Source organism: Pedobacter psychrodurus, assembly GCF_032678585.1.
Lineage (GTDB): Bacteria > Bacteroidota > Bacteroidia > Sphingobacteriales > Sphingobacteriaceae > Pedobacter > Pedobacter psychrodurus_A.
The window spans coordinates 16,379-39,198 of the sequence record NZ_JAVTSN010000062.1; the positions used below are offsets into that span (position 1 = coordinate 16,379).

Annotated in this window: 20 protein-coding genes; 10 read left to right on the top strand and 10 right to left on the bottom strand. The window is 37.4% G+C overall.

The features are described from left to right. Window positions 1-71 precede the first annotated feature (71 nt). Window positions 72-560: a dihydrofolate reductase gene (locus R2S57_RS27265; RefSeq protein WP_316848097.1), complete on the bottom strand. Its 489-nt coding sequence runs from the start codon at window positions 558-560 to the stop codon at window positions 72-74. 151 nt (window positions 561-711) lie between these two features. Then, window positions 712-1,533: a thymidylate synthase gene (locus tag R2S57_RS27270; RefSeq protein ID WP_316848079.1), complete on the bottom strand. Its 822-nt coding sequence runs from the start codon at window positions 1,531-1,533 to the stop codon at window positions 712-714. 251 nt (window positions 1,534-1,784) lie between these two features. Here R2S57_RS27270 and ispE point away from each other — a divergent pair, with 251 nt between their 5' ends. The 3 genes from ispE (at window position 1,785) to R2S57_RS27285 (ending at window position 4,623) form a co-directional block, all read left to right on the top strand. Further along, complete coding sequence (gene ispE / locus R2S57_RS27275; RefSeq protein WP_316848080.1) at window positions 1,785-2,588, top strand: 4-(cytidine 5'-diphospho)-2-C-methyl-D-erythritol kinase; 804 nt, start codon at window positions 1,785-1,787, stop codon at window positions 2,586-2,588. Window positions 2,589-2,798: 210 nt separating this feature from the next. Further along, on the top strand, window positions 2,799-3,215 hold the full coding sequence (locus R2S57_RS27280) for an OsmC family protein (RefSeq protein WP_316848081.1): 417 nt from the start codon (window positions 2,799-2,801) through the stop codon (window positions 3,213-3,215). Between the two features lie 241 nt (window positions 3,216-3,456). Continuing rightward, complete coding sequence (locus R2S57_RS27285; protein ID WP_316848082.1) at window positions 3,457-4,623, top strand: trans-sulfuration enzyme family protein; 1,167 nt, start codon at window positions 3,457-3,459, stop codon at window positions 4,621-4,623. A gap of 76 nt (window positions 4,624-4,699) precedes the next feature. Here R2S57_RS27285 and R2S57_RS27290 read toward each other — a convergent pair whose 3' ends face one another. Next, window positions 4,700-5,956, bottom strand: a complete 1,257-nt coding sequence (locus tag R2S57_RS27290; RefSeq protein ID WP_316848083.1) for a hypothetical protein — start codon at window positions 5,954-5,956, stop codon at window positions 4,700-4,702. A gap of 169 nt (window positions 5,957-6,125) precedes the next feature. Here R2S57_RS27290 and R2S57_RS27295 point away from each other — a divergent pair, with 169 nt between their 5' ends. The 3 genes from R2S57_RS27295 to R2S57_RS27305 all read left to right on the top strand — a co-directional run bounded on the left by R2S57_RS27295 (window position 6,126) and on the right by R2S57_RS27305 (window position 8,118). Next, window positions 6,126-6,806, top strand: a complete 681-nt coding sequence (locus R2S57_RS27295) for a DNA alkylation repair protein (protein WP_316848084.1) — start codon at window positions 6,126-6,128, stop codon at window positions 6,804-6,806. Window positions 6,807-6,925: 119 nt separating this feature from the next. Next, a complete protein-coding gene (locus R2S57_RS27300) occupies window positions 6,926-7,648 on the top strand; it encodes a pirin family protein (protein ID WP_316848085.1) in 723 nt (240 codons plus the stop codon). A gap of 173 nt (window positions 7,649-7,821) precedes the next feature. After that, complete coding sequence (locus R2S57_RS27305; protein ID WP_316848086.1) at window positions 7,822-8,118, top strand: hypothetical protein; 297 nt, start codon at window positions 7,822-7,824, stop codon at window positions 8,116-8,118. Between the two features lie 329 nt (window positions 8,119-8,447). Here the strand turns inward: R2S57_RS27305 and R2S57_RS27310 are convergent, their stop codons facing one another. The 5 genes from R2S57_RS27310 to tgt all read right to left on the bottom strand — a co-directional run bounded on the left by R2S57_RS27310 (window position 8,448) and on the right by tgt (window position 17,061). Continuing rightward, complete coding sequence (locus R2S57_RS27310) at window positions 8,448-8,726, bottom strand: lipopolysaccharide assembly protein LapA domain-containing protein (protein WP_316848087.1); 279 nt, start codon at window positions 8,724-8,726, stop codon at window positions 8,448-8,450. Window positions 8,727-8,730: 4 nt separating this feature from the next. Further along, entirely contained in the window at window positions 8,731-11,535 is a 2,805-nt protein-coding gene (locus R2S57_RS27315; RefSeq protein ID WP_316848088.1) for a hypothetical protein, read from the bottom strand. Window positions 11,536-13,944: 2,409 nt separating this feature from the next. Beyond that, the gene (locus R2S57_RS27320; protein WP_316848089.1) at window positions 13,945-14,823 is read right to left on the bottom strand and encodes a DMT family transporter; all 879 of its coding nucleotides are present in this window, start codon (window positions 14,821-14,823) and stop codon (window positions 13,945-13,947) included. A 2-nt stretch (window positions 14,824-14,825) separates the two neighbouring features. Further along, window positions 14,826-15,929, bottom strand: a complete 1,104-nt coding sequence (locus R2S57_RS27325; protein ID WP_316848090.1) for an LptF/LptG family permease — start codon at window positions 15,927-15,929, stop codon at window positions 14,826-14,828. A 1-nt stretch (window position 15,930) separates the two neighbouring features. Continuing rightward, a complete protein-coding gene (gene tgt / locus R2S57_RS27330) occupies window positions 15,931-17,061 on the bottom strand; it encodes a tRNA guanosine(34) transglycosylase Tgt (protein ID WP_316848091.1) in 1,131 nt (376 codons plus the stop codon). A 143-nt stretch (window positions 17,062-17,204) separates the two neighbouring features. Between tgt and R2S57_RS27335 the strand changes: the two genes are divergently transcribed. The 4 genes from R2S57_RS27335 (at window position 17,205) to R2S57_RS27350 (ending at window position 20,456) form a co-directional block, all read left to right on the top strand. Next, window positions 17,205-18,422: a glycosyltransferase gene (locus tag R2S57_RS27335; RefSeq protein WP_316848092.1), complete on the top strand. Its 1,218-nt coding sequence runs from the start codon at window positions 17,205-17,207 to the stop codon at window positions 18,420-18,422. A gap of 23 nt (window positions 18,423-18,445) precedes the next feature. Then, complete coding sequence (rsmG, locus tag R2S57_RS27340; RefSeq protein WP_316848093.1) at window positions 18,446-19,081, top strand: 16S rRNA (guanine(527)-N(7))-methyltransferase RsmG; 636 nt, start codon at window positions 18,446-18,448, stop codon at window positions 19,079-19,081. Between the two features lie 221 nt (window positions 19,082-19,302). Further along, the gene (locus R2S57_RS27345; RefSeq protein ID WP_316848094.1) at window positions 19,303-19,455 is read left to right on the top strand and encodes a hypothetical protein; all 153 of its coding nucleotides are present in this window, start codon (window positions 19,303-19,305) and stop codon (window positions 19,453-19,455) included. Next, on the top strand, window positions 19,434-20,456 hold the full coding sequence (locus R2S57_RS27350; protein ID WP_316848098.1) for an ATP-binding protein: 1,023 nt from the start codon (window positions 19,434-19,436) through the stop codon (window positions 20,454-20,456). The genes R2S57_RS27345 and R2S57_RS27350 overlap by 22 nt, the downstream gene beginning before the upstream one ends. Window positions 20,457-20,548: 92 nt before the next feature. On the opposite strand, the gene R2S57_RS27355 is transcribed toward R2S57_RS27350, so the two are convergent. Together R2S57_RS27355 and R2S57_RS27360 are read right to left on the bottom strand one after the other, a co-directional pair. Then, window positions 20,549-22,231, bottom strand: coding sequence for a M56 family metallopeptidase (locus tag R2S57_RS27355; protein WP_316848095.1), 1,683 nt, complete (start codon window positions 22,229-22,231; stop codon window positions 20,549-20,551). After that, window positions 22,228-22,599 (bottom strand): BlaI/MecI/CopY family transcriptional regulator, encoded by a 372-nt coding sequence (locus R2S57_RS27360; protein WP_316848096.1) that lies wholly within the window; start codon window positions 22,597-22,599, stop codon window positions 22,228-22,230. Before R2S57_RS27360 ends, R2S57_RS27355 begins: the two co-directional genes overlap by 4 nt. Window positions 22,600-22,820 lie beyond the last annotated feature (221 nt).

Here is a 22,820-nt window from a genome sequence, read left to right on the forward strand (position 1 = left end):
TTCTTTGGAGATTTCGTCATTGCGAGGAACGAAGCAATCTTACAACGAACGCTGATTAATGACGATTTGATTTATTTCCGCTCTAAAACTTCAAATGTGTAATCGTATTTGTTCTTTTCGTCAGCCCGGTGGGCTTCGCTACTAATTACTTTCCATTCGTTGCGGTCAATTTCTGGGAAAAAAGTATCTGCATCAAATTCGTGGTGAATGGTAGTTAAATAAAGCGTGGTGGTTTTTGGCAATGCTTGTCTGTAAATTTCAGCCCCACCTACAATAAAGACAGGTTTTTCTTCTGTTTTGGTAATGACTAATGCTTCATCTAAACTGTTTACCACCTCAACACCGGTTATTTTTAATTCGGTATCCCTGGTTATCACAATGTTTCTGCGGTTGGGTAAAGGCCTTCCAACAGAATCAAAGGTCTTACGCCCCATTACTATAGTGTGTCCGGAAGTAGTTTGTTTGAAAAACTTTAAATCGGCCGGCATATGCCATAAAAGTTGGTTATTTTTACCGATGGCAAAGTTTTCGCCTACGGCTACAGCGATAGATAACCCCAACCCCTGAAGGGGCTTTTCCGTTCCCTTGTTTAACCCCTCTACCCCTAAAGGGGAATTTGAATTTCCGTCGTTCATGTGCAGTGCTTAATCTATTTTTTTTATTGCTGGTATTTCAACATGCGTTTAGCTCCCCCTTCAGGGGGCTGGGGGGTTAAACCGCCACTATTCCTTTAATATGCGGATGTGCTTCGTAGTTTTCCAAAGTAAAATCTTCAAATTTGAAATCAAAGATGCTTTTTACATCGGGATTGATTTTCATGGTTGGCAATGCCTTTGGCTCACGGCTGAGCTGTAGGTTGGCCTGCTCGATATGGTTATTATATAAATGTGCATCGCCAAGTGTATGGACAAAATCTCCGGCTTCCAAGCCGCAAACCTGTGCCACCATCATGGTAAGCAGGGCATAAGAGGCTATATTAAAAGGAACTCCCAGGAAAATATCGGCACTGCGTTGATACAATTGTAAACTAAGTGTGCCTTTTGTTTCCCCCTTTAGGGGGTTAGGGGGTGCTACGTAAAACTGAAAAAATGCATGACAAGGAGGTAACGCCATATTTTCAATTTCAGCCACATTCCACGCCGAAACAATAATCCTGCGCGAATCGGGGTTGTTTTTAATCGTATTGATGATATTGGTAATCTGATCAATGTGCTGTCCATCTGGTGTTGGCCAGCTTCTCCATTGCGAACCATAAACCGGCCCGAGGTTGCCATCTTCATCAGCCCACTCATCCCAGATACGCACGCCATTATCTTTAAGGTATTTAATGTTGGTATCGCCAGTTAAAAACCAGATCAGTTCGTGAATAATAGATTTTAAGTGCAGTTTCTTGGTGGTTACCATCGGAAAACCTTCCTGCAGGTTAAAACGCATCTGATAACCAAAAACGCTTATTGTTCCAGTACCGGTACGGTCGTGCTTTTGAGCGCCATGATCAAGCACATGCTGCATTAAATCTAAATATTGTTTCATAACCCACACCCCTAAAGGGGCTTCCAAATTGTAAATAAATAATTAATTACAAATATCTAAAATTTATCAGGTGTTCAGAATCATTTTTATACACACTGGTTAATTGTTAACATCGGTTGCGTGTAGTCCTGGCTTGAAGCCGGAAGTTACAGCGTATTTAAAATTCAGTACTTGTTTGTATGTTTGCAGTTGGAACTGTATTTGGCTTTGAGAGGAAATCTCAAATCTCAAATCTCAAATCTCAAATCTGCATGCTATCTTTCCCCAACGCAAAAATAAACCTAGGCTTAAATATCACCGAAAAACGTGCTGATGGTTACCATAACCTCGAAACTGTTTTTTTTCCGATCAATATCAAAGATACTGTAGAAATTACCGATGCGGCAATTACCTCATGTAAAATCCACGGGATAGATATTCCTGGTGATGCAAATGATAACCTGTGTTTTAAGGCCTATCAATTAATAAAAAAGGATTTTGATATTCCTGCACAGCAGATCAATTTATTAAAGAATATCCCTGTAGGGGCTGGTTTGGGTGGAGGATCGGCAGACTGTGCTTTTCTAATTAGATTATTGAATGAGAAATTCAGTTTAGGCTTATCTGTTGATAAAATGGAAGGTTACGCCCGTCAATTGGGGGCAGACTGTGCTTTTTTTATCGAAAACAAACCAGTTTATGCATTTAATAAAGGTGATGAGTTTGAAAAATGTGAGATAGATTTGTCAGGCTGGTTTAAAGTTTTGGTAAAACCGCCTGTGCATGTCAGCACGGCGGATGCTTATGCGCATGTAAAACCGCAAAAACCTTTGCAATCGTTAAAAGAAATCATACATTTGCATCCAACAACATGGAAATATAAGGTTATCAACGATTTCGAATTATCCGTTTTCGCTAAATATCCCCAAATTCGTCAAATAAAAACCAGTTTATACGATGCAGGCGCAACATTCGCTTTAATGAGTGGCAGCGGTTCGTCGGTTTTTGCAATTTTCGACTATCCGGTTAAATTGCCTGAACTGGAAAAAAACAACTTAGTATTTTATGGCATTTAAGCTGAGCGTATGGCGCATTGCGTTTTAATACTAAATAAGGGTTGAAAGGTTGAAGGTTGGAAGGTCGAGGTCGTTTAAAATGTCTCATCTTTAAAATCTAACATCTCGATACTACTAATAAAATAAATTTAAATAGAGGTATGAAGGGGGGAAGGTTTAAGGCGTTTGTAATGTCTCAAATCTCAAATCTAACATCTCGATACTATTAATATGAACATAAATCTAATCCGCAAGAGCGGTAAATTTAATTTTGAAGCAGAGAACGAGAGCGGTTTTACTGTAGAATTGGATGCAAAAGCTGCCATTGGTGGCGAAGGAAAAGGTTTCAGACCAATGGAGATGTTGCTTATTGGGCTAGGGGGCTGCAGCGGGATTGATATGATAAATGTATTAACCAAACAAAAGGAGCCTCTTGACGACATTAAAATTGCCATAAACGCAACCAGAAAAGAAGAAGAAATGCCACCTATTTTTGATGTAATTGATATTCATTTCGATTTATTCGGCGATTTAAGCACTCAAAAAGTAGAACGTGCACTGCAGATGACATTCGATAAATATTGCTCCGTATCGAATATCTTAGGCCGTTCGGCAACAATTAATTTTACTTATACAATAAATAAATAGCAGGGTTAGGGGGAGAGCGTATCGAGTAGAAAGTATCAAGTATCAAGTAGCAAGTAGCAAGTAGCAAGTATCGAGTAGCAAGTATAGAGTACCGAGAAGCAAATCTTAAAATTTATGATTGCATCATTATTCTCACACTACATCTTGATACCTGATACTCAAATCTTAATACCCACACGCTGATACTCCAAACTCAATACTCAAATCCTGATACTCGATATTAAAATCTTGATACTAAAAAATGAAATCCGAAAATTTTGAAACCATAGCTATACGCACTCAAACAGAACGCAGTTTACACAAAGAGCATTCATCGCCCATTTACCTTACTTCGAGTTATAAGTTTGAGGATGCGGAAGAAATGCGTGCCTTGTTTGCCAACGAAAAGGAGGGGAATGTGTATAGCCGTTATTCAAATCCAAATACATCTGAGTTTATCGAAAAAATGTGCCTTTTAGAAGGTGCTGAAGATGGTTTTGCAACGGCTACAGGAATGGCCGCAATTTTTACCACATTTGGTGCATTTTTGAAAAATGGCGATCACATTGTTTCGAGCCGTTCTGTTTTTGGTTCTACACACCAATTATTGACGAATGTTTTTTCTAACTGGGGTGTAACGTTCGATTATGCCGATTTGGATAAACCACAGGATTGGGAAGCATTGATCAAACCCAATACCAAAATGATTTTTGTTGAAACGCCATCTAACCCTGGTATCGACATTATCGATCTGGAATTTTTAGGTGATCTGGCTAAAAAACACAATCAACTGTTAGTCGTTGATAATTGTTTCGCTACACCATATTTGCAACGGCCAATCGAACTTGGTGCACACATTTCAATTCACTCGGCTACCAAATATATCGATGGACAAGGCCGTGTATTGGGTGGTGTTATTTTAGGTACGAAGGAGTTAATTGCAGATGTAATTGGCTTTGCCCGTCACAGCGGACCAGCTTTATCGCCGTTTAATGCGTGGATTTTATCTAAAAGTTTAGAAACGCTGGCTATCCGTATGGACCGCCATTGCGAAAATGCCTTAAAAGTTGCCGAATATTTAGAAAAACATCCTAAAATTAAACTGGTAAAATATCCGTTTTTGCCATCGCACCCTCAATATGAGATTGCTAAAAAACAAATGAAACAGGGTGGTGGTATTGTAACCATTGTGGTTGAGGGCGGTATCGATGCTGCACGTAAATTTATGGATAGCTTGCAAATGTTTTCTATCTCTGCAAATCTGGCCGATACCCGTTCGATAGCAACACATCCAGCTACAAGCACCCACAGTAAACTTACCGAAGAGCAACGTAATGAAGTGGGGATTGAACAGGGGTCTATCCGCTTATCAATTGGCCTTGAGCATATCAACGATATTTTGGCAGATATTGAGCAGGCATTAGCCTAATAAAAACTTAAAAAGAAAAAAAAATAAAAAAGGGAGATTTTGTAAAAGATCTCCCTTTTTTATTCTATTAAGGTTGCTATTCGTATTTTGAAAAATCTACAGCAAATATGCAACGGTTAACCTGACTGCCATTTTGCGCTCCGGCGTTGGGTTCGAATTCGGTTAAGCTCCATAAATATCCGTATTGGGCTTCAAGATATAACGATTCGGCTCCGTACGGCCATCTGTATCGAACGGTATTGGTGTCGCCATCGGTATATCTCGCTAAACGTGCGGTAGATCCGTACGATTCGCTGGGCGAGCCAGTACAGGAAAGCCAGGTTCTGTTTCCCTTTCTAAACACACCTTGTATGCCATGCGCATGATCGGAAGTAAATAAACTGTTTTTTGGAATAACAGTTTGTATACCCGAATTCTGCAATTCGCCGGATGTATTTATTGGAAATCCGAATATTTTAGGTACAATCGATGCATCTGCACTGCCGGCATAATATTGCCCGGTCCATAATTGGTTGTTTTCGTAATTTACCTGTACTGTTGAAATTGGACTGGCATCATTCATTTTATAATAACCTATTTGTGGGAGTATGTACCTGTAATTGAAAGCATAAAGATTGCCACTGGCATCTTTGCCGCACTTATTTTCAGTGCCGGTGCCACTACTTACCTCAATAATTTTTTCTAAATCGAATACCCTTAATCCTAAACTGGTACTGCTTAAATAGATTTTGCCATTAAAGTAGGCAAGTCCGCCAGCATGTACATTTAATGGTGCATAAGTGGCATATTGGGTATAGTCCAAAGTGCCGCTTGGAAGGGTAGGTTGCACCAGTAAAATGTGCCTGTATGTTAAATAAGTACTCGAGCTTGGGCTGATATCAATCAATGTGATTCTCGAGCCTTTGCTTTCTGCCGCATCTTTGGCGTACCAGCTCACCAATAAATAGCGCACGCCATTTCTGGAAAAACCCGCAATTCCCTGAGGACGCCAAATAGAAGTGGTTTCATCATCTTCATTCCACCTGATTCCCCTTGCCCTGTTCTCTTCAGGAACGTTAAAGCCATACACCTCGGTGTAAGCACTGCCACCAATGGCCTGGCGGTTTTTATCCAGTTGTGTTGGATTTAAAAATGAAAAACCTGTATTAATATAACTTGATGTATTGGTGTAGGCATTTACACTTGCAGCGGCACTGGTTTCGGCCGTAGTGGCTAAGAGCGCATTTTTTTTAAGACTCGTCGTGTTGATGTCCTCTTCAGGTAATGTGTTTTTTTTGCAGGATACCGTTATCAGACACGAGGTTAATAACACCCAGATGAGTTTTTTTTGCATAGGTTCTTTAAGGTTGATTGTGATGGTAAAATTGGAGCAAGTTTAAAGGATTAATATAAACTTAAAACTGAAATGGTGTTAAGGATTGGTTATATTTAGCATTGGGGTGTTTAGCCTTGATTGTTTTGTCTATACTTCTGAAGTCTAGACAAAAACTTAAATTCGTGTTATGAAAGATCTTGATTTTATCATTTCCGAATTAAAATCCATTAACGAGCCTGATTACCTTAAAAAAATGGCCCATTTTGAGATCGATATTTCAAAGGCTTTCGGTATCCGTGTACCAAATATCAGAAAGATGGGTAAGCAGATCGGTAAAAATCAGGAGCTCTCTTTATTGCTTTGGGAAACCGGCTTTCATGAAGCCCGCCTTTTAGCAACCTTTATCGGCGATTATAAACAGGTGACAGAAATGCAAATAAACGCGTGGACGAAAGATTTCAGTTCCTGGGGTATATGTGATCAGGCTTGTGGAAATCTTTTCGTTAAAACGCCTTATTTTAAGTCGAAGGTTTTGGAATTTGCCCAGGCTAAAGCCGAATTTGTAAAACGGACTGGTTTTGTGCTAATGGCAGAGGCCGCGGTGCATCTTAAAAAAGAACCCGACGAAACTTTTCTGGGTTTTTTGCCCATCATCGAAAGAGAAGCTTACGATAGCCGGAATTTTGTTAAAAAAGCAATTAACTGGGCATTGAGGCAAATTGGCAAACGAAATTTTTCTCTTCACCAACATGTCATTGATACGGCAAACAATATTCTTGCTCAAAGCAATAAAAAAGCAAATTGGGTAGCTTTGGATGCACTGAGAGAACTTAAAAGTAGTGCTGTGCTATCAAAGCGCGGGCTTTAGTGCATTGGGTTTTAAACCGCTTACCGCCAAACGCCATACACTAAAGATTTCTTACCCTACATCAACGCCGGGGAAGCATCGGTGCTGTAAATTTGTATCATAAATAAGAAAGGAAATTTATGTCACAGTTTATTTTGCACAAAGAAAACACCCGCGGTCACGCCAATCATGGCTGGTTAAATGCACACCACTCGTTCAGTTTTGCTAATTATTACAATCCTGAAAGGATGCACTTCGGAGTTTTGAGGGTTTTAAATGACGACAGTATTGATGGTGGAATGGGCTTTGGTTCTCATCCGCACGATAATATGGAAATTATTACCATCCCATTGGCCGGTGCAATTGCGCACAAAGATAGTATGGGCAATTCAGCCGTAATTAAAAACGGAGAAATTCAGGTGATGAGCGCTGGTACAGGTGTTAGCCACAGCGAGTTTAATGCAAATGCAGATGAGCAATTAAATTTATTGCAGATCTGGTTGTTCCCGAACAAGAAAAATGTTACCCCGCGTTACGATCAGCAAACTTTAGATCTTGCTGCTAGACACAATAACTTTCAGCAGATCTTATCGCCAAATGCTGATGATGCCGGTGTTTGGATTCAACAGGATGCCTGGTTCTCGTTGGGTAAGTTTGATGAAGGTTTTGAAACCGAGTATAAAATCAAAAAAGCCGGAAACGGGGTGTATGCTTTCGTAATCAGTGGCGAAGTAACCATTAACGGACAGGTGTTAAGCAAAAGAGACGGATTGGGTGTGTGGGATACAGATAGCATCAGTTTTAAAGCTAACAGTGCAGATGCAGAGGTTTTATTGATGGATGTTCCGATGGAACTGAATTAAATTAGAAGAATCGTCATTTCGATTGTATTATTCCAGAGGAACTCCTTTGGAGGAGAAGTTTTGGAGTAGAGACCAAATATTTCTCTGCCGATGAAGAATCGGTGCTTCAGTCGGAATGACGATTTTTTTGTGTGATTTGTTCACTATAATGTTATTATTTTAAATTTAAAAATATGCAAACTACCATACTTTATATCGGCCGGGATACAGAAATTACCACAGTGATGAACCGCTTGTTAAATGCCAGGCCTGAATGGAAGGGTTTATGTGTTTGTAAAAATGAAGAGGCCATTTCTATTTGCAAAGAACAGCATGTTGATCTGGTTTTGCTCGGAAATGGAATTGAACCCGATTCGGAAGTGAAACTAAAAAATAAACTGCTTGCCTTAAGACCAGACCTGAAAATTATACAGCACTATGGTGGGGGTAGTGGTTTGCTTTACGGAGAGATTATGACTGCAATCAGCTAGCCGTGGAAACCTAATACGTCTCGCTAAGGAACCTTCAATAGTAGCCGTTAATTGCCTACATAAACGGGATTGCAGCGGTATCCTTTTAAAATTAGCACTTGCTTCCGTTTCACTGCCATGCTGAGGTACGAAGCGTCTGCAGCCGATGAAACAGATGCTTCGTGCCTCAGCATGACAGCGGCATTTTAAAAGATTTAGCGAAAAGCCCGACTAACAGTTAATAGCACTACTGGACTAGCTTTTCAAAGCATTTTCACAAAACTGCGCTAAAGTTAGCCATATTTCAAGAAAAATTATCTTGATGGTCTGTGAGACACAGACCATGGGCACTAGCTGATATAATCCCTGTCCTCATCACTCAATTCTTTCTTATTCGAAACTGGTTGTTGTCTTTCGATCTCATCATCATAACTGCTTACCGTTTTTCGCGGACGGCCCACAACGAAGCCGATAATAAAACCGATGATGATACAGATGCCGATAACCAAAAGTTTAGATACCGGAACGGTGGTAACCAGAAAATCAAAATCAACAGGTTCGGTATTTACCATCAAAAATATAGTCAGTAATACGGTTAAGATAATGATGGAAATTGTTTTTGCGCTCATGGTTTTAAAAGCTATAATTAAATGAAAACTCTAATATCGGATTTTGATTGTAAATCTGATTAACAAAAACCAACCGTGCTCCTAAATCTACAACAGGTTGATAGCGCAAAAGGTTTACGCTCGTGTTTAATTCTACTCCATAAGTTTTCGGATCGTTAAAGGTGGTGCCTTTGCCAATGTTCTCGTAATGGCAAAATAAACCCGCCCTGAAATTTCTTACGTAAGCCAACGGACCCAACTCCCAATCAGGGAAAGCGAAAGGGAAACGGTAGTTAAGAAGCAAGCTGTTTTGCAGTACACTTTTCGCGAGGATATTGTTATATCCGTAAACCGTTGCAATCTCGGTGGCATACTGATTTACACCACTTGCTTTTTGGTAATTGAAGCTTGCTAAAAACGAATGATTTTTGGCAAGCCCCGGAAAGTAAAGGAAACTTTCGAGCGCAAGGACCTCTCCTTTTAAATTTTTGTCGAAGGGTTGGTGGTTGTACATTGCCCTGAATACCTGTGCCCATTTCGGAGCAATGTCTCTTTCGTTTGTACGCACACTATGGTTGAAAGTGAAATTGTATTCCATCGGAAATTTCAGTTCGCGGATAAAGTTGCCGGGCATGTTTTGCGGAAGGTACCTTTGCGTAAAACTAGTGGCTGCGTTTAGTGTAAAAGCATAACTCTCATTTCGTGCATTAAACGAAAGTGGAAGCGATGCATTTAGCTTAATATAGTTCTCTCTCCAGTCGCCTTGTTGTATCGCATTTTTAGCGCGGTAGAACGTTCTTTTCGGACGGTTGCGGTACAATAAGCTAAACACTGGATAAAGTGCCTTATAGCTAATGTCTGCAGTGTATTCAAAACGTTTTAAATCGCGGTGGTATTTTGCACCTGTATAAAAGTCCATGGTGTTAAGCAGATTGTTCGATTGCAGTTCCAGTCCGAAAAGATATTCATTATCGATAACCGGAATAATGCTGTGAAAACTGAACAGGTTTAATGCCTGGTGATAACGCTTAGACTGGTAGGTGCTGTCGGGAATCTGATCAAAAACGTTTCCAACGTTTTCCTGCTTTTCTGCAGCGGCAGAAAAATCTACAAAGTTATTTTCGCCAACTGGTTTTTCCATTAATGCTGCTTCGGCAATTTCATAACCATTGATTTTATAATTGTTAAAAATGATTTTGCCATCAGCGCTTTCAGTAGGGTTAAAGGCTCCATATTTTGAAGCACTAAGTGCACTGATTTTTTTTGATCCAGGATCGATGCTGTAGATATTATCTATGCCGTTAAAATGTGCGTTAAAAACAATTTTGTTGTTGATGAAAACCGGCCGGCTCAATTGCTGTCTGCTATTTGAAATCAGCTCTAATTTTTTATCTCCGTCAATCAGCCATAAAGTTTTTCCTTTTTCCGTAACGCTGATATATGCAATCCTGTTTCCCGATTGATCAAAAGATGGCGTCTGTAAAATTTCATTCGCTGGATTTGGATAAGTCTTTAAGATTTTTCCAGAACTGGCATCTATTTCTACCAAATTGAACTGGTTGTTCAGCTCCACTTTGGCTGCGATAATTTTCTGTCCATCATTAGAAAGGCTGGGAGAGAAGAGCCGGCTTTTGCTGCTTAATTTTTTGAATTTTTTAGTCTTTAAATTATACGAACAAATTACGCTATAACTCCGTTGTTTATATCGCGGATCGTAACGTATTTCATCCCACACCAAAAGCTTATTTTTTAAGCTAAACCAAGGTTGTTCCTGATAACTGATTCCAAATAATTTTTGTTCCGATTTATCTTCATTAATAATGACAAAATAACGCGCATCAGTCTTGCTTTCTTTTAGTGCTAAAATCTGGTTTTTATTTAAACGGACTGGAAGAAAATAATCGGTAGCTAAAGCCGGTTTTTTATTTAAACTTTCATAGTTTTCAGTCTTCGATTTTTCTTCCTGTATTTTCCAGTTTTCAGCGAGCTTGTTTTGGGTAGAAAGAAAGTATTGCCGGGTGTTTTGTTTTGTGAATTTTTTTAGGCTCTGTGAAAATGGGTAAAGTCTTACCGGTCTTTTTCTGATATCGCCAAGTAGACTGTCGGAAATGAACTGACCGTATTTTTCTTTCATGTCTGATACCATCAGATATCCGGTTTGGTAGTAGCCTGGTGTTACGTCCTTATTCGACCCGAAATAAGCTTTGCTGTAAGAGATTTTTTTGCCTTCCAAAATTGAAGCCCGGTAAGGCATGATCCAATTGGGTTGCCGGCCCCTGCCCGAATAGGTCAGTGCAGTTTCGTTAACTACCGCATCGCCCTCGAAAAACCAGGTAGGGATGCCGGCGCCAAAGTAAGCGAAGTAAACCAGCTCTGGGAAGGGGTGTACTTGCGTTCCTGTCAATTTGTCAAACTGTGCAATATGTCTGAGCTCATGCACGGCAAGGTTATTCAACCAATCCTGACTATCAAAAAACTGTGGTGGTGTAGCATAGAACTCCGACTTCTTAGGAGCCAACTGAACAAAGCCATTTGCGAGGGTTCCACGGTTCTGTAATAGGAGTGGAATGGAGGTTTTTTGCTGTCTTAAACCAAGGCCTATTTTAGGGTAGATGAAGGGTAGGGTGTTGGCCATTCTTTGGGCTTCTTTCTCCAGTTCTTGCGGATAAATGATTTTAAAGCCCCCTGATGAAATGTAGTTCCATTTTACACTAAGTGGGTTTTGTTCAGTGCTGAAAATCTGCCCAAAAACTGATGGTGATGTTAAGCTTAAAGTAATTACGCTTAAGTACTTGATAGTTAGTTTTTTGTTTAATATATTTAAATTCATCTAAATTCTTTGCTAAAATATTTAGTTTTTTAAAAATTGGAGGTATTGAATTTTGTAAACATTTAATTTATGTAAAATTATTTAATTGTCTGATTTTTAAATGTTAATAAGTTTTATGTAAATTCTTTATTTGTTGTTTTATAATTATATATTGATGAATTTTACCATCAAGAAAGGCTTTTGTCAACATTTTTTATCTCAACAGTTTAATGAATTTAATTTACACTTATTAATCGATTTTCCTTGAAAATTTTATCTCCTTTTTGAAATTTCGTATAGATTTTTAGAATTCAATTCAGCCGAGTTAATTGATCAAAAAACGTTTAGATCTTAATAAACCTGATGCCTTTATCGATTGTAAAAGCTGGGTAAACCGGCTAAGTTTTTGGCTTTATAAAATGGATTTAGAAATGATTTTTTGACGTTTAAAATCTCTATTGGGACGGTGGTTTGGCTATACGTTTTTTGAATAATATATAGGTAGTAAGGTGCCTTTTATAAAAGTGAGTTTGTTCCTGTAATTAGATGTTTGTGACAAATTGTCTTTAATATTTGACCTAATTCCTGATTGTTGTTTTTGGTCATTCGCTTTCATTCTTATGCTCTCGAGCTTTGACTTAGCCAACATTAAGGTGTCAGGAAATCAGTTTGACCATCTTAAATAGCAGCTCAAAAGGGGCTCAATATGGAATTTATTCTTTTGTTTTCTTGCGATGAATTCAACTTCAGGTGAGAGATTTGTATATTATTTGGCTGTTTTGGAGGGTAAAATTACAAATGATTTGAAGTTGTAATGCCATTTCTTTGAGATATTCGCCATTATTGGTGTTTTGCGAATTTTATAAACGAATTTTTATTTTTGGTGTAAAAATGGCGTTTTTTGATGTTTTAAGCCGGTTTTTTATGTTTTTAATCTTCTTTTTCTCAAACTGCTAAATGGATTCATTTTTTGCGATTTTGCATTAGATTATAATTGAAAAACGAAGTTTAAGACAGCGTTTTTGACCATATTTTAGTTGCAATTCACCCAGAAATTGACCCGCTGTTTGTGTGTCTCCAGATGATTTTTAGTGATACAGGAAATCATGTTGCATTAAAATATGTGATGTTTTATTCAACTATTTTTTCCTGTTAACAAGTCAATAACTCAAGTGCTGTATATATTGATTAGAAAATATGCTGATTATAAGACCTGTTAAGTAGAGCTTTTTTTTTATTTTTTGAGGTTCTGATTTTGAACGGGTTTCCTATTAATTTGATCGTAATTTTAATTGTCTTTTATGGTCTATTTATGATATAGTTTTAGTCTAAAAACTGGTAAGCTTTTGGTGGTATATTATTGTCTATTTTTATTTTTTTCAGAACCTTTTTTTTAGCTTATACCTATTAATATATCACTCGGTTTAGTGTCATGATTTTATTCCAATTTTTGCCCTTTTAGAAGCATAATTTTTATTGTCATTTCGTTTAATTTTTTCGCAGATATTTATGTGCATAGTTAAGGTTTTTTGTTAGCGGTTTTTTGATGATTTTAGATGTAGATTTAAGAATCTTCAATACTTTTTACGGCTAGTTAGGTTAGGTGTTCTAATAGTGAGTTTCAATATGAGTAGGTTGTTTTTTGCCATCTCTTTCTGATCGTTATTATAGTTTACAGATCTGGTTTGTCTTCCCGAGATAGCAAAAAAAATTACGGTTAATTTTAGATCGCCTATGATTTAGATTCAACAAGATGATATTGATTCAGCAGAATAATTTTGAATGAATTTCGGTTGATTTTGATGAGTTTTAATATTGTGTTTCGTTTTTTTTTTTTTTTGATGAACATCCTAATAAATTTTTACTTAATTTGAGACCTCATCTGTTATGTTGTTGATGTAATTTTTACTGATTAGGCCTAATGATATGGTATTTGAGTTGGTCGAAATACGACGTGTTGCTGTACTATCTGGATGTGTATTTTTCTATGTCGAATGGTTGCCATCTATTCATTAACTACTGCTTGTGTTTTTTGAATAGCCACCTCATTCAGCGTTTGTTTTAGTATTGCCGAGAGCGTTTTTTTTTATTTGGATTGCGATGTGAAAGGTAGGTGAAGGAACGAAGTTTTTCGCGATTTGAAATGAATTACGCTTAGGTTATAAGCGTTCGATTTGCCTTATATAGCAGGTTAATCTCGTAACAGATATTGTCTTCGAGCAGGTATTGTAATTAGCTCCAATCAATGTTTTATTTGTGTTTTCTGGTTATCCTTACATTTAAAATTATTGATAGAATTTTTAACCTATGGCTTGGCATGCTGTAAGGAAATCAGTCGAAAAGAGTGGTGGGGTGATTGAGTTTTGAGATGGAAATAAAAGATCAATCAGGAGGTTTAATTGAAATCTATTGGATTTAAAATGTCAATATTTACAGTTTGTTCTTTCTCTTTTTATAGATGGGATAGAGGAATATTGAGGCCAGGATAATCGTTGCGCCAATATAAAAACCACCTGTCATCTGCTCTTTGTTTTGAAAGAATATGAAGGCCAGAACGATTCCGTAAACAGGCTCCAGGTTGGTTATCAATGCTACCCTGAATGCCGATAAAGTTCTCATAACGGCAACGCCTGCAACGTAGGCAACTGATGTGCAAAGCGTGCCAAGAAGGATCAGGTAGAGCCAGTTTTTAGCGCTCAGGTTAAAGTGCGTATGTAACAAAGTTCCGTCGTATAAACGGTATAAAGTAATCCAAAAAAGTGCACCAACCAACTCATAAAATCCAATGATAGCAGGCTCGCTTTTCTGTACCAGTGTTGAATTTATGGTCGAAAATAAACTTGATGCCACTGCTGCCAGCAAACCAAAAATGATCCCCAAAGTATATTGGCCTTCGAATTTAAAGATCATGTATATGCCTAAAATAATCAGTAAACCGATCAAAATGTCGCCCATTTGAATAGGCTGTTTTTTAATCAATGGTTCTAGTATTGCTGTGAATAAAGTGAAAGAAGACAGGCACACCAGGGTTACCGAAACAGTAGAAACTTTGATGGCGTGGAAGAAAAATATCCAATGGATGGCAACAATTCCACCGGTTAAAAAAAACTGGATAAACTGCTTTTTGCTAATCTTAATGTCCTTCTTTGTGATTAAAAACCAGGCGAAAAGTGTAGTAGTTGCAATCAGTACCCGGTACCATACCATAGGTACGGCATCAATAGAAATTAATTTGCCAAGCACGCCTGTAAAGCCCCAAACAAATACGGTAAGATGAAGAATTAATAAGTTTTTTTTAGTGGCTTCCATCGCTATTTAGGCGCTTTTCTCAATAGGTAAAAACCCAATAGACCAAAGAAGACCGTTGGCATAATTACAGCCGCGAATGGAGGTAGTCCACCCTTGGTAGAAAACATTTGGGTGAACTGATTAAAGACGATATAAGCGAAGCTAATGAAGATTCCGATACCTAATGATACACCAACACCACCTCGCACTTTACGTGAAGATAGGGCTACGCCAATCAGTGTTAATACAAAGGCCGAAAGCGGATGGAGATAACGTTTGTATTTTTCAAATTGCAGATCGTTCATCACACCTGTTCCCCTGATTTTCTCTTTTCTGATCTTCTCCGACAGTTCCTTTGTTGTTAAATTCTGAACCACATTATCATAGGCAGAGAAATCATCCGGACGCATGTCCAGAATGGTATCTTTGAGCTTTCCATTTCCATAAATCATGGTTTCTTTAAGCCCATCAATTTTGCGGATCGAGTAATTGCTTAACTGCCATTTGCGTTTAAGCGAATCCCATTTTATATTTTCGGCTACGATCTTTTTGGTTAAAATATCTCCGTTAAAATTGTCTAAAGAAAACCGGTATCCCGAATTCGTTTTGTTGTCGAAATTATCAATATAAATATAGGTTTTGTCATCCAGTTTCATATGGATGTTCAATTTTGCGGAAGGATCGTTTCGTTTAACGTAGGTATTTTCGAATTTGTTTTTTAAAGTATTGGTATAAGGTAAGATGTATAAATTGGATAATAAATTAGCTGAAAAAATAATCGTAGCCGATACCAGGTAAGGAAATAGAAAACGGTTAAAACTTACTCCGCCACTTAATATCGGGACAATTTCTGTCTGATCGGCCATCTTAGCGGTAAAGAAAATTACGGCAATAAAGTTGATCAGGGGTGATAGCATATTCACATAAAAAGGAATAGAACCAGCATAGTATTTGGAAAGGATTCCCCAAAAACTTAAGCCGCTTTTCATAAAATCATCCATCTTTTCCGAAAGATCGAACACAATAATAATGATCACGAAAATGGCCAGGGTATAAATAAATGTACCGAGGTATTTTCCGATAATGTACTGATCGATGATTTTTATTCTCCCTTTTAACAGATTCATATTATAGCTTATTACCTAATACTTTAACCATTTTGTTTTTCCATTCGTAAAATTCACCAGCAATGATCTTCTCTCTGGCCTGTTTTACTAACCATAAATAGAAATGTAGATTATGTAAGGTAGCAATTTGTGCGCCAAGCATCTCTTTACTGTGCACCAAATGTCTTAAATAAGCTTTACTGGTTACTAAATCAGCATGAAGATCGCTCTCCGGATCTAAAGGAGAAAAATCATTCTCCCACTTCTTATTTCTGATGTTTATGATCCCATTTCTGGTAAAAAGCATGCCATTTCTTGCATTTCTGGTCGGCATTACACAGTCGAACATATCAATGCCCAACGCAATATTCTCTAAAATATTGATCGGTGTACCCACACCCATTAGGTAACGTGGTTTCTCCTCCGGTAATATATTACACACCACTTCTGTCATGGCGTACATTTCTTCCGCAGGCTCACCAACAGATAACCCACCAATGGCATTACCCTCACGGTCCATACTGGCAATAAATTCTGCCGATTTAATTCGTAAATCTTTATAAACCGAACCCTGAACAATAGGGAAAAGGGTTTGGTCGAAACCGTATCTAGGTTCGGTGCTATCAAAACGTGTACAACAGCGTTTTAACCAGCGGTGCGTCATTTTAATCGATTGAGCAGCATAAGTATAGTCGCATGGGTATGGCGTGCACTCATCGAAAGCCATGATGATATCGGCACCAATGGTACGTTGGATGTCCATTGCATATTCAGGAGTAAAAAGGTGTTTTGACCCATCAATGTGTGAGTGAAATGTAACACCTTCTTCTTTAATTTTACGAACTTTACTTAAAGAATACACTTGGTAGCCGCCGCTATCTGTTAAAATTGGGCGGTCCCAGCCAATAAATTTGTGTAATCCACCTGCTTTTTCAAGGATGTCTAAACCTGGTCTTAAATAGAGGTGGTAAGTATTGCCAAGAATGATTTTTGCATCAATATCGTCTTTCAGTTCACGCTGATGTACAGCTTTTACCGTTCCGGCAGTGCCCACAGGCATAAAAATAGGGGTTTGTATTTCGCCATGGGCGGTTGTTACCGTCCCAGCTCTGGCTTTTGATAGTGGATCGTTAGCCTGTAAACTAAATTTCATCTGTTGTTATTTATTTTTCTCCAGTTGTGAGATGGAGCTTATCACCCATCAAAATACGTTTTATTATATACTAAATGTTATTTTGATGGTAAACGGTTCATATGTATTTTTTCTCGTCAAAAATCTGCCAAAAATAGCAAAAATTGAGGGCATTATTTTGTTTAATTTTTTATCCACATAAAAGTGTTTTACAGATTAAAAATGAGAAATTTGCGCCTATTTATTTTACCATCGTGATATTAACCCTGCTTGAAATTATACTGCTCTCTATACTGGCTTTTTGCCTTTTGGTTCAGCTTTATTATGTGCTTTTTGTCCATTTAAAATTGGCTAATGTAAGCATCGAAGAGGTGCCCTTATCGGCCCGAAAACCAGTAAGTGTGATCGTTTGTGCCCGAAATGAAATAAAAAATTTAGAACAATACCTTCCTTCGCTCTTTAATCAGGATTATCCGGAATTTGAAGTTGTAGTGGTTAACGATCGCTCATGGGATGGTACAGAAGAGTTTTTAGAGCAACTGGAGAAGAAATACCGTAACCTGAAAGTGGTTAAAATTTTAGATAATGATAAATTTATTGCAGGTAAGAAATTTGCAGTAACGATGGGAATAAAGGCTGCCAAGCATGATTGGCTGGTTTTTACAGATGCAGATTGTGAACCTGCTTCTGAGCGTTGGTTGATGGATATGCAACCGCCTGCAGATGAAAATACAGAAATTGTGTTGGGTTATTCGCCTTATATGAAGAGAAGGAGCCTTTTAAATGCACTGATTCGTTTCGAAACCTTTTTTACAGCTGTTAACTATTTGTCTTTTGCATTAAAAGGAATGCCTTATATGGGGGTGGGACGTAATATGGCCTATAAAAAGACGCTTTTTTTTAAAAATAAAGGTTTTGCAGCACACATGCATATCCCTTCAGGGGATGACGATTTGTTCGTAAATGCACATGCCAATAAGTACAATACTGAGATTCGATTACATCGCGATAGCCATGTTTGGAGTGTACCCAATAAAACCTGGGGAGGTTATTTAAGACAGAAGAAACGTCATTTTGGAGCCGGAAAGCTGTATAAATCAAAACATAAGTTTATTCTGAGCCTTCAGATTGTATTTCAGTTTTTGTTCTATGCTTTCTTTGCAGCCTGTATGTTTTTTAGTCGCGATGCACAATATGTAGCCTTGGGCATCCTCGGTTTAAGTATTATCGTCAGGTGTTTCATCTATCCAAAACTACTAAAACGCTTAAACTATGGCGATTTACGTTGGTGGTTCCCGATTTTAGATATACTTTTGTTTCTGTTTTTGACCCTGAATGGATTTTTAGCCTTATTTGGCAAGAAAAAAGTAAACTGGAAATAATTTTATCCTTTAGTAATTACAATATGCTTGAAGTAAAACCCGATATCGTTTTAAAATACTTTCCTGATTTAAGCGAAAAACAGATTGCCCAATTTTCTCAACTGTTTGATTTATATAGCTTTTGGAATGCACAGATCAATGTAATTTCAAGAAAAGATATTGAAGAATTATACGAACGCCATGTATTACATTCCTTAGGGATAGCCAAAGTTTGTACTTTTAAAGCAGGCGAATCGGTTTTAGATGTAGGTACGGGTGGTGGTTTTCCTGGAATTCCTTTGGCAATTTTATTTCCTGAAACGGAATTTTACTTAGTGGATTCTATCGGGAAAAAGATTAAAGTGGTTAAAGAAGTGGCTTCGGCCTTGGGTTTAGAGAATTTAAGGGCCGATCATTTAAGAGCAGAACAGATTAAGGAGAAATTCAATTTTGTGGTCTCTAGGGCGGTAACGCGCTTAGGTGAATTTTATCCATGGATACAAGGCAAATTTAAAAAAGATTCACTAAATGCTATTCCGAACGGCATTTTGTACCTAAAAGGTGGCGATTTGGCTGAAGAAATCAAAGAATCAAAACTGAAAGCAGAATTGTATCCGCTTTCAGCATACTTTGAGGAAGATTTCTTCGAAACGAAGTACGTGGTGTACGTACCGCAATAAAGTCTATCAAAAAGAGACCATTCAGTCCAATTTTTCAGAGAAATTTTTAGTGGTAGGGTTTTTCTTTATTCGGCCATTTGTGGTCTGATTTTAGTTTTTTTAGTAATAATTATTTTAATATAAAATAATTAAGTAATTGATTTTTAATATTTTGTGTTTTTTAATTGTCCTAATACGGAATTGAATTCCGGATTTGTCCATTTTTGTTTCATATTTATATTATGATACAAAGGGTTGGGAAAAATAGATTAAAACAATTGGCCTCAAAATTTAGGGTGGTTGCTGTTGTTGGCCCACGGCAAAGTGGTAAAACTACCATTTGTAAAACTACTTTCCCACGTAAACCTTATGTATCTTTAGAGAACCTGATGTAGCCGAATTTGCTACTGTAGATCCGAATGGCTTTTTAAAACAGTTTAGAAACGGCGCTATTTTAGATGAAGTACAAAAGCTACCGCATTTGTTTTCTTATATCCAACAAATTGTGGATGAAAACAATAAAGCTGGTTTTTTTATTCTTAGCGGTAGTAATAACTTCTTAATGCAGGAGAATATATCGCAAACTTTGGCAGGAAGGGTTGCTTATTTACATTTATTGCCATGTAGCTTAAGAGAATTAAAAACAGCAAAATTATTGTCAACTTACGAAAATCAGATTTTTAATGGAGGTTATCCTGAACCTTTATTTAAAAAAATTGATGCTGTTGATTGGTATCCCAATTATATTAATACTTATGTAGAAAGGGATGTGCGTCAGCTTAAAAATATTACAGATCTGGCCTTGTTTATGAAGTTTTTGCGTTTATGTGCAGGCCGAACAGGGCAAATTTTAAATATGCAATCGTTGGGTAACGATTGTGGTATTGATGCAAAAACAGTACAGGCTTGGCTATACATTTTGCAATCGAGCTATATCATTTACCTGCTCAAACCATTTTACAATAATTATAATAAAAGGATTATTAAGGCTCCAAAACTTTATTTTTATGATACTGGTGTGGCCTGCAGTTTATTAGGCTTGCAAAATATAGAGCAAGTATCATTGCATCCTAGTATAGGTGCGCTGTTTGAAAATATGATGGTTATCGATTTGCTTAAACAACGCTTAAATAAAGGTTTGCAGGATAATTTATATTACTGGCGAGATAAAACGGGCAATGAACTAGATTTATTGCTTGATATGCCCACAACGGTTACTGCTATCGAAATTAAGGCTGGTGCGACAATGAATGCCGATTATCAAAAAGGTTTGTTATACTTTAAGGGCATACCCAATGATGAAAAAACACTAAAAACCTTGGTTTGCTATACAGGTAAAACTGCACAAAACCGTAGTAATGGTATCGAGGTGTTGCCCTGGGAAAAAATGATATGATATCAAAACTGAAAGCAGAATGATATCCACTTTCAGCTTACTTTGAGGAAAATTTCATTGAAATGAAGTCTGTGGTTTATGTACTGCAGTACTTATTTTATTGATATGTAGCCCCTTATAACTTTGTTTTTCTCTCCTTTTGATTGTGGTATAACTACTTCATAAGAATAGTTACCCGGTATAAGCGTCTTCTTGGAAAACGCATTTAACTTTCCATTCCAATCGTCTTTGTAGTCGGGGGATATGTACACTTTCTCTCCACGGTCGCTATAAATCGAGATTGATTTTTTACCTTTTTCTGATTCTGGAGTGATTAGTTTATCCCCTTTACTCCGGTCTAAATCTACGTCCAGATTGTAAACAATATTGTTGGCGTCTTTATTTTTTATTGGAGGTGGCGGTGGTAAAAGAATTACTTTATTAAGTTTTTTGTCATCTGCACTTATGGGAGGTGGAGGAGATATTTTCGGAGCATATTGAATGTTATCGCCTGTAATTTCTACCGCTCCATTTTTCCCCTTTTCCTTTCCATATTTCTTAATGGCCGCTAACTGACTGAGGTACTTTACCGATTTGGTGTTACGTACACCATAAAATGTGCTATTATCATCTATTGGCTGTCCATTGATAATGATATATCGTTTTTCAACCCTTGTGGCCATATTTGTTTTACCGCTATACTCATGTGTTGGATAAAAAGAGGTTTGACTATCGGATGTCACAATAGGAGGTGGAAATTTAACTTGATCAACTTTTTTAGGAAGTTTTTTCTGCTTAAAAGCGGGTCTCGGTTCTATTGCAAGTGGCGCTGGAAATCTCTTTTTATCTGCCTTCTTAATGGTATCCCGTATTGTTGATTGTTTACTTAACGGAGAGCCAAGCTCCACAAATCCATAATCTTTTGTAAAGGCCATGGTAGAAAGACATAATATCCCGGCAGTGATGGGTAATACCATTAGCAATTTGAGCCTTGCCCAACGTGCTGATTTCTTTTGATTTAACATACTAATTCGTTTTTTTAATATGGATGAGCTGAATATTTGGTTAGTTAAGGTTAAGTTTTGGATGCCTGTTGAATTTTGGATCAAAAACATTGCATAATGATATTTTTCTACATCGTACTTGGTTGTCTCTTCATCAGCGAGGTATTCGTGGATCAACTTGATGTCTTTCTTAACCAGATAAGAAATGGGGTTAAACCAGTTGATGATCTGAATGATTTCGAACAAGAGTACATCCAGACTGTGTTTTTGTTTAATGTGCACCAATTCGTGTTTGAGGATGGTATTTTTCTCTGGTAAAGCGGGATCTATAAACAGCAGATTAAAGAACGAAAATGCTATTTTAGAATCCTTTAAATCAATCAGTTTCACCCCATTTTCAAGTGGAGTAGATGGCAGTTTAAGCATCCTGATGATTTTTGATAAGCCAAAAAGCATTTTAAATAGAAAAGCGATGGTAACCAAAGAATAAATGGCAATGATGAAATGGTCGGCAGTAAAAATACTGGTCTGATAATTTTCTAAAGGCAAATTTCCTGTGAACTTAACCTGATTAATTTCCTCGGTTGGTTCTATGATAATCTCTGCGATTAGTGGCGCCTTTAAAAATCCCAACTGAAAAAATGGAAGTACAAAAGCCAGTATCGAACTGAAAATCAGGTAATATCTGTTTAGTCCGTAAAAGGTTTCCTGATGGAGAAATAATCTGTAAAACCCATAAAATAATAGGAGGTATAGATTTGCTTCGAGTAAATAATATAACCAGCTCATCATTTGTCTTTTTTAAGTTTTTCTGCCAATTGGATAATTTCATTGAGTTCTTTACTACTCATACTTTTTTCCTTCACCAGAAAAGAAACCAGGCTCTCATAAGAGTTTTCGAAGTAATTGTTCATCACTTTGTCGAATGCAAAACGCTTGTAATCAGTTTCTTTAATGATAGGGAAGTAGATGTGCGTATTGCCGATGGCTTTATGGTCGACAAAACCTTTACCCTCCAAAACCCTGATTACGGTCGAAACCGTATTGTAAGCGGGTTTGGGTTCGTTCATTTTCTCAATCACGTCTTTTACCAGGGCTTCGCCCATTTCCCAAAGGATGAGCATGATCTGTTCTTCAGCTTTTGTAAGTTCTTTTATCATAGCAACTATTTTTGTAGTTCGGTTATATGAAGTTACTACTATAAAAATAGTTTACAAACTATTTTTATAGTAGCGAAATTAAGATGTTGATTATCAATTGAATAATTTTTATCAAAAAAAATATAAAACATAAAAAAGCCTGCCGGATGGGGAGGGCACTGAAAAAGTCCCTTCAATATTGGGTTAGAAAAAAGGAGTAGAAATTAATAATTTCTGCTCCT

Coding starts and splice junctions, on each gene's coding strand:
- R2S57_RS27345 (WP_316848094.1), top strand. CDS start 19,303: ATGATACAAAGGGTTGGGAAAAATAGATTAAAACAATTGGCCTCAAAA.
- R2S57_RS27360 (WP_316848096.1), bottom strand. CDS start 22,599: ATGATAAAAGAACTTACAAAAGCTGAAGAACAGATCATGCTCATCCTT.
- R2S57_RS27315 (WP_316848088.1), bottom strand. CDS start 11,535: ATGAATTTAAATATATTAAACAAAAAACTAACTATCAAGTACTTAAGC.
- R2S57_RS27280 (WP_316848081.1), top strand. CDS start 2,799: ATGAACATAAATCTAATCCGCAAGAGCGGTAAATTTAATTTTGAAGCA.
- R2S57_RS27285 (WP_316848082.1), top strand. CDS start 3,457: ATGAAATCCGAAAATTTTGAAACCATAGCTATACGCACTCAAACAGAA.
- R2S57_RS27310 (WP_316848087.1), bottom strand. CDS start 8,726: ATGAGCGCAAAAACAATTTCCATCATTATCTTAACCGTATTACTGACT.
- R2S57_RS27290 (WP_316848083.1), bottom strand. CDS start 5,956: ATGCAAAAAAAACTCATCTGGGTGTTATTAACCTCGTGTCTGATAACG.
- R2S57_RS27320 (WP_316848089.1), bottom strand. CDS start 14,823: ATGGAAGCCACTAAAAAAAACTTATTAATTCTTCATCTTACCGTATTT.
- R2S57_RS27270 (WP_316848079.1), bottom strand. CDS start 1,533: ATGAAACAATATTTAGATTTAATGCAGCATGTGCTTGATCATGGCGCT.
- R2S57_RS27295 (WP_316848084.1), top strand. CDS start 6,126: ATGAAAGATCTTGATTTTATCATTTCCGAATTAAAATCCATTAACGAG.
- R2S57_RS27305 (WP_316848086.1), top strand. CDS start 7,822: ATGCAAACTACCATACTTTATATCGGCCGGGATACAGAAATTACCACA.
- R2S57_RS27325 (WP_316848090.1), bottom strand. CDS start 15,929: ATGAATCTGTTAAAAGGGAGAATAAAAATCATCGATCAGTACATTATC.
- rsmG (WP_316848093.1), top strand. CDS start 18,446: ATGCTTGAAGTAAAACCCGATATCGTTTTAAAATACTTTCCTGATTTA.
- R2S57_RS27300 (WP_316848085.1), top strand. CDS start 6,926: ATGTCACAGTTTATTTTGCACAAAGAAAACACCCGCGGTCACGCCAAT.
- ispE (WP_316848080.1), top strand. CDS start 1,785: ATGCTATCTTTCCCCAACGCAAAAATAAACCTAGGCTTAAATATCACC.
- tgt (WP_316848091.1), bottom strand. CDS start 17,061: ATGAAATTTAGTTTACAGGCTAACGATCCACTATCAAAAGCCAGAGCT.
- R2S57_RS27355 (WP_316848095.1), bottom strand. CDS start 22,231: ATGATGAGCTGGTTATATTATTTACTCGAAGCAAATCTATACCTCCTA.